The sequence below is a fragment of the Salipaludibacillus neizhouensis genome (assembly GCF_002886185.1).
Classification (GTDB): domain Bacteria; phylum Bacillota; class Bacilli; order Bacillales; family Salisediminibacteriaceae; genus Salipaludibacillus; species Salipaludibacillus neizhouensis.
The window spans coordinates 1,770,084-1,786,708 of the sequence record NZ_KZ614146.1 but is presented as its reverse complement, the minus strand read 5'-3'; the positions used below and the strand labels follow the sequence as shown (position 1 = coordinate 1,786,708).

13 protein-coding genes, 1 pseudogene and 1 riboswitch are annotated in these 16,625 nt (G+C 36.6%); of the genes and pseudogenes, 1 reads left to right on the top strand and 13 read right to left on the bottom strand.

Annotated elements, in window-relative coordinates; all coding sequences use genetic code 11:
* Nucleotides 1-116: 116 nt before the first annotated feature.
* The 8 genes from CEF18_RS08305 to CEF18_RS08275 form a co-directional block, all read right to left on the bottom strand.
* Nucleotides 117-1,073, bottom strand: a complete 957-nt coding sequence (locus CEF18_RS08305) for a serine hydrolase domain-containing protein (RefSeq protein ID WP_110936030.1) — start codon at nucleotides 1,071-1,073, stop codon at nucleotides 117-119.
* 89 nt (nucleotides 1,074-1,162) lie between these two features.
* On the bottom strand, nucleotides 1,163-1,699 hold the full coding sequence (gene msrA, locus CEF18_RS08300) for a peptide-methionine (S)-S-oxide reductase MsrA (RefSeq protein ID WP_110936029.1): 537 nt from the start codon (nucleotides 1,697-1,699) through the stop codon (nucleotides 1,163-1,165).
* Between the two features lie 281 nt (nucleotides 1,700-1,980).
* Nucleotides 1,981-3,129, bottom strand: a complete 1,149-nt coding sequence (gene msrA / locus CEF18_RS08295; RefSeq protein WP_183040931.1) for a peptide-methionine (S)-S-oxide reductase MsrA — start codon at nucleotides 3,127-3,129, stop codon at nucleotides 1,981-1,983.
* Between the two features lie 178 nt (nucleotides 3,130-3,307).
* Nucleotides 3,308-3,730 (bottom strand): organic hydroperoxide resistance protein, encoded by a 423-nt coding sequence (locus CEF18_RS08290; RefSeq protein WP_110936027.1) that lies wholly within the window; start codon nucleotides 3,728-3,730, stop codon nucleotides 3,308-3,310.
* A 101-nt stretch (nucleotides 3,731-3,831) separates the two neighbouring features.
* Nucleotides 3,832-5,136 (bottom strand): prenyltransferase, encoded by a 1,305-nt coding sequence (locus tag CEF18_RS08285; RefSeq protein WP_190238682.1) that lies wholly within the window; start codon nucleotides 5,134-5,136, stop codon nucleotides 3,832-3,834.
* A 51-nt stretch (nucleotides 5,137-5,187) separates the two neighbouring features.
* The gene (locus CEF18_RS25850; RefSeq protein ID WP_183040933.1) at nucleotides 5,188-5,358 is read right to left on the bottom strand and encodes a hypothetical protein; all 171 of its coding nucleotides are present in this window, start codon (nucleotides 5,356-5,358) and stop codon (nucleotides 5,188-5,190) included.
* Between the two features lie 200 nt (nucleotides 5,359-5,558).
* A complete protein-coding gene (locus tag CEF18_RS08280; RefSeq protein WP_110936025.1) occupies nucleotides 5,559-6,596 on the bottom strand; it encodes a ribonucleotide-diphosphate reductase subunit beta in 1,038 nt (345 codons plus the stop codon).
* Between the two features lie 30 nt (nucleotides 6,597-6,626).
* Complete coding sequence (locus tag CEF18_RS08275; RefSeq protein ID WP_110936024.1) at nucleotides 6,627-8,837, bottom strand: ribonucleoside-diphosphate reductase subunit alpha; 2,211 nt, start codon at nucleotides 8,835-8,837, stop codon at nucleotides 6,627-6,629.
* 239 nt (nucleotides 8,838-9,076) lie between these two features.
* Nucleotides 9,077-9,279: riboswitch (cobalamin riboswitch) on the bottom strand.
* Nucleotides 9,280-9,487: 208 nt separating this feature from the next.
* Here CEF18_RS08275 and CEF18_RS08270 point away from each other — a divergent pair.
* Nucleotides 9,488-10,012 carry a hypothetical protein gene (locus CEF18_RS08270; RefSeq protein WP_110936023.1) on the top strand — a complete coding sequence of 175 codons (525 nt, stop codon included), beginning with the start codon at nucleotides 9,488-9,490 and terminating at the stop codon, nucleotides 10,010-10,012.
* Between the two features lie 11 nt (nucleotides 10,013-10,023).
* Here CEF18_RS08270 and CEF18_RS08265 read toward each other — a convergent pair whose 3' ends face one another.
* The 5 genes and pseudogenes from CEF18_RS08265 to CEF18_RS08245 all read right to left on the bottom strand — a co-directional run bounded on the left by CEF18_RS08265 (nucleotide 10,024) and on the right by CEF18_RS08245 (nucleotide 16,591).
* Entirely contained in the window at nucleotides 10,024-10,890 is an 867-nt protein-coding gene (locus tag CEF18_RS08265; protein WP_110936022.1) for a gamma-glutamylcyclotransferase family protein, read from the bottom strand.
* Between the two features lie 32 nt (nucleotides 10,891-10,922).
* Complete coding sequence (locus CEF18_RS08260; protein ID WP_110936021.1) at nucleotides 10,923-11,486, bottom strand: sugar O-acetyltransferase; 564 nt, start codon at nucleotides 11,484-11,486, stop codon at nucleotides 10,923-10,925.
* A gap of 50 nt (nucleotides 11,487-11,536) precedes the next feature.
* Nucleotides 11,537-12,472, bottom strand: a complete 936-nt coding sequence (locus CEF18_RS08255) for a hypothetical protein (protein ID WP_110936020.1) — start codon at nucleotides 12,470-12,472, stop codon at nucleotides 11,537-11,539.
* Between the two features lie 322 nt (nucleotides 12,473-12,794).
* A pseudogene (adhE, locus tag CEF18_RS08250) lies at nucleotides 12,795-15,391 on the bottom strand (bifunctional acetaldehyde-CoA/alcohol dehydrogenase).
* A gap of 243 nt (nucleotides 15,392-15,634) precedes the next feature.
* Nucleotides 15,635-16,591 carry a hypothetical protein gene (locus CEF18_RS08245; protein WP_110936019.1) on the bottom strand — a complete coding sequence of 319 codons (957 nt, stop codon included), beginning with the start codon at nucleotides 16,589-16,591 and terminating at the stop codon, nucleotides 15,635-15,637.
* Nucleotides 16,592-16,625: the final 34 nt, after the last annotated feature.

The following is a 16,625-nucleotide window of genomic DNA, read 5'->3' as shown; positions in this document are numbered from 1 at the left end:
CTACTTACTTTTTTATAGTATATAACTTTTACTCTTGTGATACAAGAAACAACCTTCTATGTTGATACTAAGTGAAGGTTGTTCACGTTGCATTTTTTTAACACATTAAAGTCCGCCTAGTCCAAGTTCTTTAATATATATTTTACAAACCATTGGTAAGGTAACAGGCTATCTTTTGATGATAGTGCCCCTGTAAATACAACTACAAGATGTTTTTGAGGATAAATAAATATGAACTTCCCAGCACGTCCAACAGCATAGAAAAAGCTTGGTTGTCTTTCATTTACTTCCTCACTTACCCACCAATGGTATCCATACTGTTGTTTCCATTTATCCGTCTTTACTTTCCCACATACAGCTTCTTCAACCCATGATGCAGGAATTAACTGTTGATTGTTCCATACCCCTTTTTGCATAATTAACACACCGTATTTCAAAAGATCAATTGGTGTTAAGTATATGCCGTATCCACCTATTGGAATGTCATTAGGGTCTGCTTCCCAAACATAGTCGTGGATATCCATTGGTTTTAACAACTTTTCTTTTAAAAACTCTGTTGATGAATGACCGGTGACTTTTTGAATCAGATCACTTAAAATATGCGAATCGATGTTGTTATAATTCATTTGTTCACCGGGTTTATCTTCTAAAGATAATGAAAAAGTGGTATCTATCCAATTCTGTGATTCAGTTACTTGTTTCCAATCTTCCGGTTTAAAACCTGAATTCATCGTCAGAAGGTTTCCAATGGTAACTTGGCTCATCGACTCATTGTCAATCTGGTCATAATAACTAATTAATTTTTTGTCAATGGAAAATCCTTTATTTTCCTCTAATGCAATACCAACTAAAGATGAAACAATTGATTTAGTCACTGAATTTAATCGGTGTTTTTCTGTAAGTAAACCTTGTTTTTGTTCATAGGTATAGGAAATAGCATTATTACGATAAATAATACATGTTTCCATCTCAAATTGTTTACACTCTTTTTCAAGATTATATAATGCTTCATTTGGTAATCCTTCTTCTTCTTTAGTCGACCTAGAAAAAGGATGTAAACTATTTTTATTCATAGTAACTCCTTTATTGTTTATAGTTTAGTGAGATTCAAGGATACTATTCCCGAATGCAGAAAGAATCATCACTTAGGTTGTTCACAAGCTTATACTTTGGTCTTCCAATTTTCTTCAATGAATTTTTTTCTGCCAGACTCTTCTCTTTCCTGCTCATATCTTTCCGGCTCTTTCTTATAAAACTTCTGGTGTTCCTCTTCCGCTTCATAAAAGATAGATGCGGATAATACTTTTGTTACGATCGGTGCTTTAAAGCGAGAAGTCTGCTCAATTTCAGCAAGCGACTTTTCTGCAAGCATTTTTTGTTCCTCATCATGATAAAATATTGCCGTTCGATACTGGCTGCCACGGTCAAAAAATTGCCCTCCATCATCAGTAGGATCAATTTGGGGCCAGTAAAGATTCAACAAACTTTCGTATGTGAAAAGCGATGGGTCGTATGTAATCTGAATAGCTTCGTAATGGCCGGTTACACCTGTCTTAACTTCGTTATAACTAGGATTACTAACGGAACCCCCTGTATATCCGGAAACGACTTTTTCAATCCCTGGAAGTTCATCAAATGGTTTAACCATGCACCAAAAACATCCTCCAGCAAATGTTGCTTTTTTATAAGTGTTTTTCATGAGGACACCTCGTTATCTCTTATTTAATCTATTTCCTTTCCTTATAAAAAGGGAAGGCACTGAAAAAGTTGTTTTACTTTTACAGTACCCTTTTATATAAATGATGCTTTGAAGTTTTGTTTCTCAGATGATAAAAATTTATAAAATTGGCAGCTACCTTCACACCGCACGTATCAAGGGAAACCCGCCCACCCTTTCGAGTAGCACCTACACGCATTACGTAGGTGCTACTCGGGGCGGTGGAAGCTGACGCTGTATTTAATACGGCTATGCCGTTTTTCTTAACCTTCAAAGAGATAAAGAAACTCTCCATAACCTTCCGCTTCCATGTTTTCCTTGGGGATAAAATCCAATGCAGCGGAATTCAGGCAATAACGGAGTCCGGTAGGTTCAGGTCCATCCGTAAAGACATGACCCAGATGAGAATCTCCATACTGACTTCTAACTTCTTTTGTTTCTGTGAGGAATCCCCATGCATCGATTTCGACGATATTTTCTTGGATAATGGGTTCCGTGAAACTAGGCCAACCAGTACCAGATTCATATTGATGAACGGAACTGAACAACGGTTCTTGAGAAACGATATCGACATATATCCCTTCCTCGTCGTTATCCCAATACTGATTATTGTAGGCTTCTTCCGTGTCATCTTCTTGTGTCACTTTATATTGAATATCAGATAGACGAGCTTTTAATTCATCTTCCGTTTCTTTTTCATATTCACGCCAGAATACTACTTCCCCATCACCTGGTGGTGTTATTTCATAGTCACGTTCTTCGCCCCAAAACTCATCGATAAACTCGTCTCTGCCAGAATTAGATCGATAAAACTCATATCGTACACTGTTTTCTAAATAAAAATCCTGGTGATACTCTTCCGCCTTATAAAAAGTAGTTGCTGATTTTACAGGGGTGACAATATCTTCATCAAAACGACCAGATTCAGCTAATTGTTTTTTTGATTCTTCGGCGATTTCTTGTTGTTCCTCATCATGATAAAAGATTCCTGAAGTGTACTGTTCACCTCTGTCAACAAACTGACCTTCCTCGTCGGTCGGATCTATTTGTCTCCACAAAACTTGCAACAAATCCTCATAGCTAACCAAGTTTGGATCATATAAAATTTGAACTGCTTCTACATGACCCGTCTTACCAGCAGAGACGTCTTCATAGGACGGATTTTCAGTTTCACCGCCAATGTAGCCTACTACAGCTTCATTCACACCTTCGATTGATTCGAAAGGTTTTTCCATACACCAGAAACACCCTCCAGCAAAGGTAGCTATTTCTCTCGTGTCTTCTTGGACATCAACTTCAAGTGGTTCACTACCATAAGAACGCTTTGTGAAATAGTCATATATAATTGGTACAAATATTAGTGCAATGATGGAGAATAAGATAGTTAACGATAGTATAGTTAACTTTTTCAAAATAGTCCCCCCTTTTCAGTGGTAACCTTTGTTTATATTATACAGTGATTTAACTGAATTCTCACGAAAAGTGACTTCCTAATTCTTTATTAATATCATAATTTGTGAAGCATTGGCCGCGGAAAGCAGCCATAAAAAAAGGGTCCGAAAGCAAAGCCTCCGGACCCTTGAAGAACATTTATTTTGCAGTTACAACTAATTCTACATCTATATTTCCTCGTGTAGCTTTAGAGTAAGGGCAAAAATCGTGTGCTTTATGAGCCAACTCTTCTGCTTCTCCTTGGCTTACACCTTCAATATTCACATGAAGTACAACACCAATTTTTACGCCACCGTCTGCAGAATCTTTCATTAAACTAACTTCACTAGTAATGGAGGAATCAATTTTCTTTTTTTCTTTAGACGCCATTAAGTTTAATGCCCCGTCATAACACGCTGCATAGCCCGCTGCAAATAACTGCTCAGGATTTGAAACACCAGAAGGAATTTCGTCACCTTTTGGCATTGATAAATCAAGATCTATGACACCGTTGTCAGATTTTACGTGCCCTTCACGTCCACCTTTAGCTGTTGCTTTTGTTGTTAACATGATATCTGCCATGTGTACATCACTCCTTAGTGAGATTTTCTAAATTTATCCTACTCAATACTGTTTTCACTTAAATATAACTTTCTAAACATCCGTTTCAAAGAAAAATATTATTAGGAAGAGAAGGCTTTCTTAAAGTCACTCATCACACGTCGTCTGCGTTCAATATATTTCCAAACCCATAAGACAAATAACACAGCACCAATAAATAGAAACGTAATTATCCAAACATGGAGTGATAATGCGAGATAGCCTATTGCTAATAATAGGCCAGTAAATAAATGATGAATTGCTGTGTGCGCATTACAGGAAATTAAGTCTGTAGGTGCTTTGTCGTAATATTTTTGAGCATACTTAATTGCTTGAAGCATAAACGGCAAGGATAAAAACGAAATATAGATGGTATAAGGTGCAAAACCGACAAGTGGAAGAAAGGCAATTACTCCATATCCAATGATAAATAATGAAAGAAGTACATTCTTTGCCCCTTTTTTGCCAAGCCTGACTACCAAGGTATTTTTACCGGTTGCTTCATCAGCAGTTGCATCTGGAAATTGATTAATTAACAGAACGTTCGTTATTAGTAAAGCTACTGGTATAGAAATAAGTAATACCTCTGTAGAGTGCATTCCTGTTTGAACATAGAAAGCACCTAGCATCATTGCCGCACCATAGGTAGTTGCAATTAACACTTCGGCAACCCCGACAGATAGATTAATGAATGAAAACCTATCTTTCCCATTCGTATAAAAGAAACCAGCGATTAATCCGTAACCGATTAAAGGTGCTATTCCCCAACCACTCTGAAAGGTTAGAAATAAACCTATTAAACCGGCGATTATCGTTAGTAGAATGCCGAAAAACCCCATATCCGCCTTGGAAATAAGACCTAGTTGAATCATTTTTGAACCACCAGTAAATGGACGGATTCCTTGAGTGTTTTCAGTATCCCTTTCTGCATCTTTCCAGTCGTTAATCATATTCGTACCAGCTTGGACCATAAGACCTCCAAGTAACGTTAGAATAAATAATGACCAATTAAAGAAATCAGTAAGTGCGAAGGCCATTGCACCACTAATAACAATAGGAATAAATGAAGCAGTTAATGATAGCGGTCTAATTGCTTCTTTCCAAGCATTAAAACGCGATTTTAAATCTTGTTTATCTGTTGACTTATCTTGATTTTCTTTTAATTCAATAACTGTAGGAGCTTCCCCTTGAAGAATTTCAGGGACAAATCTATATTTTACTGTATATGGTAATATTTTTATGAATTCCAGTCGATCGACGGCATCCTGCTCCTGGAACTGTGCAACAATTGGGGATCTGGGTCCAAGAAGTTTGGCTGCTTTTGCTCTTTCCTCTTCGGAACGAACGACTGAAGCTCGTCCAATAATTTCACACTCTTCCATTTCCATAAATGTTTGACCTTGATGGATCAACATTGCTGTTTCTGGAATATTACTCCATTAAATAACTTTCGGATCACCTTTCATACTCGTTACATAGACATTAAAAGATTCGTCTACAGCATAATGCATCATTCGTTGTCTGGGAGTACCCATGTTGGAAGTCCCTACAGAAGTGACTTCTGCACGATTTAAAAAATCTGAAATTTCTTGTTTTGATCGCTGTGTCATTCCTTTTTCCTCCTTTTGATTTTTTATCATGATGTCTATCTCAAAGCTACGCTAGACGATTCAAAAAGTAAAGAAATCTGCCATGATTTACTCTAAGACTGAATTCGTGAAAAACTTCTTCAAAATATAAAAAAGTTAAAGACACTAGATGTCTTTAACTTTTTTACTGAGGTTTAAATATAAGACGCTACGCGTTTTTCTTATAAATCATCAAAGTCGTTATCTTCTGAGACCTTGGTATATTGTCTGGATTTTTGTTCAAAGAAATCGGTCTTCCCTTGATTTACATCTTCATAAACTTTAATCCACTTCATCGGATTCGAGCGATATCCTTCAAAAGGTCTTTCCACACCTAGTTCGTTGACCCGTTTGTTTGCCATGAACTTAATATAATCTTCTAGATCTTGAATTGGAATTTCAGGGATCTTCTCGCCAATAATATAATTAGCCCATTTTATTTCAAGTTCGGCAGCTTTAATAAACGTATCCTTTACAAACTGATCGATTTCTTCCGTTTGTAATTCAGGGTTTTCTATTCGTAACTCTTTAAAGATATTCGCAAAAAGAAATACGTGTAGCTGCTCATCGCGGTTTATATAATTGATCATGGTTGATGTGGAAACCATTTTTTGATTTCGTGCTAAGTGATAAAAGAAACTAAATCCAGAATAGAAATTAAGTCCTTCTAAAATTACATCATAGACAATGGATTCTAATAGCGTTCGTGGCGTCGGATTCTCAACAAATGCTTCATACCCCTCAGCAATAAAATCATTTCTTTCTCTTAAGATTGGATCATGTTTCCAATACTCGAAAATCTCATCTTGTTCATTTTTATTTACAAGACTGGATAGGACATAAGAATAACTTTGATTGTGGACAACTTCCTGAAATGCTAGCACGGTCATGAGTGCATTTAAACTGGAATCAGTTAAATATTTCGAAACGTGCATCGCATAATCAGTTTGAACACTATCCAAAAATGCAAGTAGTCCAATGATTTTCTTAAAAGCATCTTCTTCTGGTGGTGTAAGTGATTTAAATTGCTTTACGTCCGTACTCATATTGATCTCAAAAGGAGTCCAAAAGTTACCTAGCATGTTTTTATAAAGTGGATATGCCCATTTAAAGCGTACATCATCCCAGTTTAAAATATTGGAACTTTCTCCCAGGATAATTCCTGTTGACGCATTAGGAGCATTAACATCGTATAGTTTTCTTTGTGTAAGCTTCGTCATTTTCTATTCCTCCATTAGTAAAACAGATGATTAACTAGAACAACTGTCACAATCTTCGAGCTCGCTTGATGTGGAACGTACGTAATATGTTGTTTTCAGTTGATTATCCCAAGCAGCTAAATGAAGACCTAGCAGTTCTTTTGCTTTTATATTATTTTTTACATATAAATTAAATGAAATAGATTGATCAATATGCTTTTGTCTGGCACCATTTTGTTTAATACTCCAATGCTGATCAATCGTGTGAGCTGGCTTATAGTACCAGGTTGTTTCCTTTGATAAATTTGGCGCAGTTACAGGAATCTTGTAATTCTTTTTCTCCTCAGCATATTCTTTTTTGAAAATAGGATCAATCGATGCCGAGGAACCTGCGATTAAGGAAGTACTGGAGTTTGGTGCCACTGCCATCAGGTATCCATTACGAAGGCCAGACAACCTTACTTCTTCTTGAAGCTCTCTCCATTTCTCAGACTCGTATCCCCGTTTCTTAAAATAAGAGCCGGTTGCGTAATCAGAGCCATCAAAAGCTGGATAAGGTCCTTTTTCTTTTGCTAGTTTCATACTTGCTTTCATCGTATAGTAGTGAATTTTTTCATAAAGTTCATCTGCGTAAGAGACAGCTTCCTCTGATTCCCAAGTTATTTTCAATTCAGCCAGTAAATGATGCCAACCAAATGTGCCTAGTCCGATAGCACGGTATTTTTGATTGGTGATTTGTGCTTGAGGCACTTCGATTGTGTTAAGATCAATCACATTGTCAAGCATCCGAACTTCAATATTTATCAGTCTTTCAAGCACGTTTTCCTGCACAGCTTTTGCAAGGGAAATAGAACTTAAATTACACACTACATAATCACCTGGATTTTTCTTGGTAATCATCATGCCATCTTCGGTCACTTCTTCTTCGACTGTTGTGGAACTCATGTTTTGCATAATTTCCGTACATAAATTAGAAGAATATATCATCCCTTTATGCTGATTTGGATTCATTCTGTTTACCGTGTCACGATAAAACATATAAGGAGTCCCTGTTTCAAGTTGAGAAACCATAATTCGCTTCATAATGTCAATAGCGGGAACCGTATCCTTGGATAACTTTTCATTTGCTGCACATTCTTCATAACGCTGGCGGAATTGTCCTTTACCCTTTTCTTCATCGTGAAAATCCTCTAAAGAGAACCCCATCACTGTTCGAACTTCATGGGGGTCAAATAAATGCCAGTCAGCCCGTTCTTCGACTTTTTCCATAAATAAATCAGGCAATGTCACCCCAGTAAATAAATCGTGGGTACGTTGTCTCTCATCACCATTGTTAAGCTTTGCATCTAAAAATGAAAAGATATCTTTGTGCCAAACGTCAAGATAAACAGCAATGGCTCCTTGTCTCTGGCCTAATTGATCGACGCTGACAGCAGTATTATTTAATTGCTTCATCCAAGGTAGTACACCTGAAGACGTCCCTTTAAACCCTTTAATCGAAGAACCTTTAGCGCGGATTTTGCCCATGTAAATACCAAGTCCACCACCGTTTTTACTAACAGTAGCTGCATCGGTATTGCTATCAAATATTCCTCGTAAGCTGTCATCCACTGTATCTATGAAGCAACTAGAAAGCTGACCATGCGTTTTCCCTGCATTAGCGAGAGTCGGTGTAGCAACGGTCATGTAAAGATTAGATAATGCCCAATAAGCTTCTTTAACAAGTGCTAATCGTTGTGATTCTGGTTCTTTGATCATTAAACTCATCGAAATGACCATAAATCTTTCTTGCGGCAATTCTAAAAGCCTGCCATCGTGTGTACGAGCTAAATATCGATCAGCTAATGTTTTGAGTCCAATGTATGTAAATAACTCATCCTGCTTATGGTTGATTACTGCTTCAATTTCGATGAGTTCTTTTGCTGAATAGTTGTCGGCTAGTTCTTTTTTGTAAAAACCTTCATCAACCAGCTTGTTGATGAAACCAGAGAAATTCTCATAAGCAGGAAAAGAACGGTTCAATTCCACTTCTTCGTATAACTGCTTAGCATAAAGATCTGCTGCCACATATGTCCAATTTGATTCCTCTGCATGTAATTGATCTAGAGCACCTAGTACGTATGCCGATTTATTTTTACCACTGCCAGCATCGATGTGATCAATACGGGTTTGAAATGCTTCCCATGATAAATCAGGAAATCGAGTTTGTAAATTTTTGATTCCTGTTTTTATATCATTTCTTATAACTGTTGTGTTTACCATTCATCTCATCCTTTCAAAGTAGAAAAGCGGTACCGTCTCGTCTCACTGGGAGAAGTTTAATCCTCTATTTTAGATGCTGGATAGCATAAAAAATTAAAAGATTAAAACAAAAAAACCTTCCCAATCGGTGGGAAGGTAACATAAAACGGTAAGAGGGGTAACGAGTGACGTTCAAAATCACACGAAAAAATCGTCTGCTTTAATCCTCTACCGTTTCTCATGCTCAACCCCCGAAGATCAGAAACTAAGAAAACAAGGCAGGTCTCCTGACTTTGCTTCATCCTACTTTGAGCCTTCCTGTATAATCACCATCAAAAGATGACAAATTTATACAGTGGTTTCCTCAAATCGTCCACATTTACAGTTGCGGGGACAGCTTCGGATTTGCACCGAATTCCCGATTAAGCCTAGCAATCCAGGCACCTAATTTTCTTATTATTATGAAATTAACATACAAGATATAGATTTATAATTTAACGAAATACGATATCTTGATTATCCTACTATTCTATCTTACTTTTTTTGGGGATGCAATCTTTCTTTTTTAATATATAAAAATATAATTTAACCCTTGAATTTAAGTGTCGTTTTTAGTAGAATACTAAACTTGTGAGTGTAGAATTGAAATTTTTATAAGAAAGGTGAATCTAATGCTTTATTATCCAACTGCTTTTGATCCAAAGCAGGAAAAAACGAAAGAAGATCGTTTCAGTGAATTAGAAGAATTAGAATTTCAAGTATTTCGTATGCAGCAAAATATGAAGGAAATCTCTAAACACCACGATGTACTCGGAATAGATGAAACAAAAGAAAATAAGTGGGTCATTATTTATGTTAGTGATGACGGCAATATTTGTAAAGTTATGGCTCATGATTGTGAAAAACCTTACCAAGGGAAATGGGATTTTTCAATACACGCACATTATAAAAATGACTTCTGTGTCCATATAGATGATATTCGCGGTAAAGAAAACCTTGGCTTTGGCTCTGTTTGTATGAGATTTCTGAAAGAGTACACAGCGGAACGTAAAAATATACGTGCTATTTCCGGTGCGATTTCAAAGCGCGATTGGGGACATGTAGATCGTTTAGAATATTTCTATAAAAAACATCGTTTTCACGTGGAATTAGAACCGGAAGAAAAGAAAGGCGAAATCATTTGGCAACCTATGTGACAGGCATTTCTTTAACGATTATTTGAATTTTTAGTAAGAATATCTAAGTTTTTCTCCAGTTTTTTATAATAACCTGCAGATAATCTGTCTTTAGCACCTCGCAAAATCTCTGTTGAATAGTGCTTTGGCGGTGCACAGGGGGTCTCCTTATGTATGACGGTGAATGACAAGACCTCCTTAAGTGTTCCTTGTTCTGTTTGAATGTTAATTAGTATAGGGCGGTAGTTTCCAGAGTGTACGCCTTCCCGATGAAAAAGGTAATCGATGGCCTTTTTTGAAACTGCATAAATGATCCCTTCTACCTTATCAGTAACATCCGACTCAATGATATCCGCCCGTCCCCCATCATTTTGAGAAATTAAATAATCCATCGTATGAGAGTCTAATGTTCCAATACCAACTACGTTTGAAAATTCTCGTTTCATTCCAGCCTTCTCGATTCTTTCCAAATCCATACACGAACCGTACGCAAAATAATTAACTTCTTTTACAGATGCATACCATTGGTAGATACTCCAATCTTGGAACGGAACAAGCTGGTTCAATTCTTGTTCGTGTTGATGATCAATGACGTATACCCAGGCTTCTACTGCACCTTTATCTGTTTCAATCATTTTTTTAGTTCGGTAATAAAGGTTATCTAACCTTGATTCATCATAATCTTCAAGCATATCTAATTTAGGGAGTAGTTTATCATCAACCTCATGAATTTCACCAAACACATAGGTATCTCCTTTTAAAACCAAGGCTGGATACTCATACCCTGTGTCGTATAGTTTTCCTTTTATTCGGGCTTGCGCAGAAAAAATACTTGCATTCTCGATTATTTGATTATTACTCTGTCCTTTTCGTAACGTTCCGTAAACAAATAGTTTCACAAGTGTGCCTCCTATACAAATTCGTAATTATATTACTCTGAGAGCTCGATGGATCTAATGACTGCAGCGGGATTTCCCCCGACTACTACATTGTCAGGAACATTCTTCGTCACAACGGAACCTGAAGCGACAACAACATTGTTTCCAATTACTATACCTGGATTAATTATTGCACCCCCGCCAATCCAAACATCGTTTCCTATTTTTATTGGTTTACCATATTCTTTACCTGAAGCTCTTTGAACAGGATCGATGGGATGAGTGGCCGTATATAGTTGAACATTAGGAGCCAGCATACAGCGGTCCCCTATATCAATTCTGCAGACGTCTAAAAGTGTACAATTGAAATTCGCAAAAAAATCATCCCCAACATATATATTGAAGCCATAGTCGCATCGTAAAGGCGCTTCGATGAAGGGGGTATTTCCAGCATGACCAAAAAACTCTTTTATCATCAATTCTTTTTGTTTATAGGCTCTAATCGGAAGTTCACTAAAGTTTTTCATCCAATCTCTGGCTCTTTCTCTTAACTCAAGTAATTCGGGATCATTGGAAAAATACATCTCTCCCTCGATCATTTTCACCTTTTCAGTCATCTACCATTTCACCCATTCTATTTTAGTTTACATAATTATTTTATCGACAACTAAGCTTGTTCGATAAGTTTTATTCTTTCTAATGATAATTCGTCGATTTTTTCACGTAGTAGTATTTGTTCTTCTTCCAGTTTTTTTAACGTTCTTGTCACTAAGTCAAATGTTTCTTCAATTTGGGTCATTGCTTGGGTAATTTTATTGTGGACCATCCAATCTATGACGATTCCATCAAAAAAATAATCTGCAAAAGTTAATAGTTCACTCATGCTTAGATCTATTTTCATATGGTTTTGAATGTCCAACAATTCATCTTGAAATTGTCTTAATCGTTTTTCGGCTTCATGAACCGTGTTTTTAGCAGTATCCAAATGACTGTGCTTCATCGAAGTTGAGATAACGCCTCCACCAAACATATCGAACGTTGACCAACCTTTAGCTTTCTCAAAAGAGGTTTTTGCGTCACCTAGTGCTAGCTGGGCAATCCCTCCTGCTTCGATTGCTTCTTCATATTCTTGCAGCCCACCCAATACATCAACCTCAGCTTCGGTCAGATCAAAAAGAGCTTGACTCCAAATACTCTGCTCATCATGAATGAGCTTTTCTTTCCGGTCTAACATCTTAGAGTAAATAGAATTTAGGTCTCCTAATTTCTTTATTTTTAATAAATATTCTTGTTGCTCTTCTTTTAATTCAGATAAAACCTTATAGGCTTCTTGGTATTTTAATTTCGCTTCGATTACTTCTTTTTCATGAACCAATAATTTCTCTTGTTTATTGCCAGCGATCGTTGAAAAGATATTTGCAATGGAGAGATTTCTTAAGCTTTCGACGTCTTCTTTTTCATCTGCAAGTTTTTCTGCAAGAATGGAAGTGATTTCTTTCTTATTATTAATTTGCGTTTGAAGTCTTTCCGCATGTTCTTTCCACTTCAATTGTCTTCGAAGTTGATCCTTTATTTCCATCAGATCTTCATTTAAACTTTTCATTTCGGTATCTCTCCTCTCATCTTCTAATTGTACGGGATAACCACATAGTTGCAAATATAAAAGGATATATCTATGCATCAATGTAAAAGCTTGTCGTAATAAGATTAACATAAGAAAAACGCGTAGCGTCTTTTATTAATTACATTGTTATCTTTTGCCACCCCCGAGTAGCACCTACGTAATACGTGTAGGTGCTACTCCATAGGAGATGGGTTTCCCTTTGACACGCGTGGCGTAAAGATAGCTGCCAATGTTATAAATTCTTATCTCTTAAAGAAAAAAATCACCTCGACTTAGAGGTGATCCAACAATGTCTAACGTGTTAAAGACCTTTATATGCTAGTCTGTATATCTCGGCTAGTTCGGTTACAAGAGGTAGTTTTGGATTTGCTGTTGTGCACTGATCTTCAAATGCTCTGTCAGCGAGTTTATCTACTTTTGCTTCAAAATCTTTTTTATTTACACCACACGCTTCAATACTCATTGGAATAGCTAGTTCTTTCGCTAATGCTGTTACGGCTTGGGCAAGACTGTCCACCCCTTGTTCGGTAGTATTAGCTGGTAATCCTAGCATTCTAGCAATTTCTGCGTATCTTTCATCTGCTATAAAATGGTTGTACTTTGGAAACGCAGTAAATTTATTTGGTTTTGCAGCATTGTAACGAATCACATGTGGCATTAATATCGTGTTTGAACGTCCATGAGGGATATGGAATTCTGCACCTAATTAAACTATGGTTAATCCCTAGGAATGCATTAGCAAATGCCATCCCGGCTATCGTAGAAGCATTATGCATTTTTTCTCGGGCAAGTTCATCATTTCCATTTCGATAGGCTCTTGGCAGGTAGTCAAATACAAGTTGAATTGCTTTCATTGCTAATCCATCTGTATAGTCATTTGCCATGACAGAAACATAGGCTTCTATCGCATGTGTTAAGACATCCATTCCTGTATCAGCTGTTACAGACGGTGGTACAGACTGTACGTATACAGGGTCGATAATGGCTACGTCAGGAGTTAATTCATAGTCTGCTAAAGGATATTTGACGTTATTTTTTTTATCAGTAATTACTGCAAATGAGGTGACTTCAGAGCCAGTTCCAGAAGTCGTTGGAATCGCAACAAACTTTGTTTTGTCTCCTAACTTCGGATATTTATATACTCGTTTACGAATATCAAGAAACTTTTGTTTTAAGCCTTGGAAATCAAGGTCTGGATACTCATAGAAAACCCACATTCCTTTTGCAGCATCCATGGCTGATCCTCCACCCAGGGTTATAATAACATCAGGCTCAAATGCCTTCATCGCTTCAGCACCGGCCATTACTGTTTCAATAGATGGGTCAGGTTCTACATCAGAAAAAATCTCATATTGTACTTTGTCCTGGCGCTTATTTAAATAATAAAGAACTTTATCTACATACCCCATTTTGATCATCATGGCATCTGTAACGATCATCGCACGAGAAATATCCGGCATTTTTTTCTAAATACTGTTTAGAATTTTTTTCAAAGAAGATTTTTGGCGGGACTTTGAACCATTGCATATTGTTTTTCCTGTTTCCTACTTTTTTATAGTTCACAAGATTAACTGTACCAACGTTCTGAGACACAGAGTTAGAACCATATGAGCCGCAACCTAATGTTAAAGATGGAAGGTAACCATTATATATATCGCCTATTGCCCCTTGTGAAGATGGAGAATTGGCAATAATTCTTCCGGCTTTCATACGTAAGGCAAAATCACGAACGACATTGTCATTGGCTGAGTGGATCACAGCTGTGTGACCTAGACCACCAAACTCTAACATTTCTTCGGCACGATCAAACCCTTCTTTTACATCTTTTACTATAAAGCAAGCTAGGATCGGGCTTAGCTTTTCTCTTGATAACGGTGATTCTGGTCCAACTGTTTTCAACTCAGCAATTAATATCTTCGTATCAGGATGAACACTTAATCCTGCCATTTTTGCGATTTCTGCTGCTGGCATCCCCACAATTTTTGGATTCACCGCACATGTATTTTCATTGATAGCTAGTTCTTCAATTAGTTTCCGTTCATTGTTTGTTAAGAAATAACAATTATTTTTAATTAACTCATTTTTAGTCTGTTCGTAGATGACTTGTTCAATAATAACTGCTTGTTCGGAAGCACATATCATGCCATTATCAAAAGTTTTAGACAGAATTAAATCATTCACTGCCTGCTTAATATTAACTGTTCTTTCGATATAGCAAGGTACATTCCCTGGCCCGACTCCTAAAGCTGGCTTCCCAGTACTATAAGGCGATTTAACCATTCCAGCTCCACCTGTCGCTAAAACAACGGCCACACCTGGGTGATTCATTAGTTGTTGCGTTGCTTCAATAGATGGTTTCTCAATCCATTGAATGCATCCTTCAGGCGCTCCAGCTTTAAGTGCTGCTTCATAAAGTATTTCGGCTGCTTTTTGACTGCATTTTTGAGCGGATGGATGAAAAGCAAAAATAATCGGGTTTCTTGTTTTAATTGATATAAGAATTTTAAACAACGTCGTTGAAGTTGGATTTGTAACCGGGGTTACCCCAGCTATAACCCCAACTGGTTCGGCAATTTCTATCATTTCTTCATGTTCGTTTTCAGCAACAATGCCTACTGTTTTATCGTACTTGATGGCATGATAAATGTATTCTGTTGCAAACATATTTTTAATGATTTTATCTTCGTAGACGCCTCTGTTTGTTTCCTCTACCGCCATCTTAGCTAACTGCATGTGTTGATCTGCCCCTGCTAAAGCCATCTCTTTTACGATGGTGTCAATGTGGTATTGATCAAAATTAAAAAATGCTTTATAGGCTTTTTGAGCTTTTTCCACCAACCTGTTAACCTCTTTTACAGCATCTGTCACATTTTTTAATTTCTTCTCGTCAACGGCCATTTTAATTCCTCCTTTTAAATTATTGTGAAGTATTTCACAATTGTTTTTAAAAAAATATAATGTTTGTATCTGTTTACAAATTTAGTATATCGTACATAATTTTATAAAGCTATAGTTATATTGTGAAATTATTCACATTCACAATGTTGCCGTTTTCATTATGGCTATTTAGTGAATTACGCTCATCTATTATTGCTTTATGTAAACGAAATCCTCCAGTGTATTGGAGGATTTCGTCTGACATTAAGAAATAGGCTGTTTGCTATGGGCAGTACTTTTTAATAAAGTTATTGATATTAGTTTCTTAATGAAATATTCCAGATCTGCTTGGTCATACTCCGCTAAATGAAAAGAGTAATTATGATGAAGGTTCCATTTTTGCAAAATATATTGAATCCTCTCTGCATCTCTTTCTGTTAACCTTTCATCATCACAAAGGATTTCTGTAAAAAGATAACCTGTATTCCAATCTACACACGTTTGGAAATCTATACTTAACTTAAATACATCGTTTCTAAGAGTATCTTCATTTAAGGAATTAACTTCTGTCATACACACAGTTAACAGATCTGGCCATTGCATCAATTCATTACGTTTCTGATAGGTTATTTGAATGAGACCTTCATAACGCAGTTGATGGCGGTAATAAATTTGAAATACTCTTTCCTTGCAGTTTGGGGACTCACCCTCTACTTTAGAGACTTGTTGATCCGAAACAAGTAATGAAAAGTCGTCCCAGGAAGTGTTCAAGTCTGCACCTAAGAATCCTTCTGTGAAAACAAGCAGTGCATCATGATACTTTGATCTTTCAATTCGATTTTTAAAGTTTATTTTCGTACTTTCTTGTTGTTTTATCATGTTTTTAGCAAGTGTTAAATCAATTTCGAACCAAGAAACATCAAAGTGATCAAGCATATTTCTATAAGCGGTAGGTATATTTTTCGCCCCTAGGATGACTTGTGAAATATTTGTTTTTTGTAGGAACATTTTTGAAAATTCATCCATAAAATAACCTAGTTCTTCTGAGGATAGATTTCCGTGAAAAAAATAAACTATTTTTTGTTTGTGGTTGTCCGTATACTCTAATTTTGTCATCCTTTGCGAAAAAAAAGTTGTTGAGTTTTTAAAGGAAAAATTAGATTCAACAACTAATTGTGGATGTTTTTTCATGAGCATTACTAGGTCTTGGTCTGGTCGCATTTTTTCTGAACATCCTTTCTAATGGCCACTCACT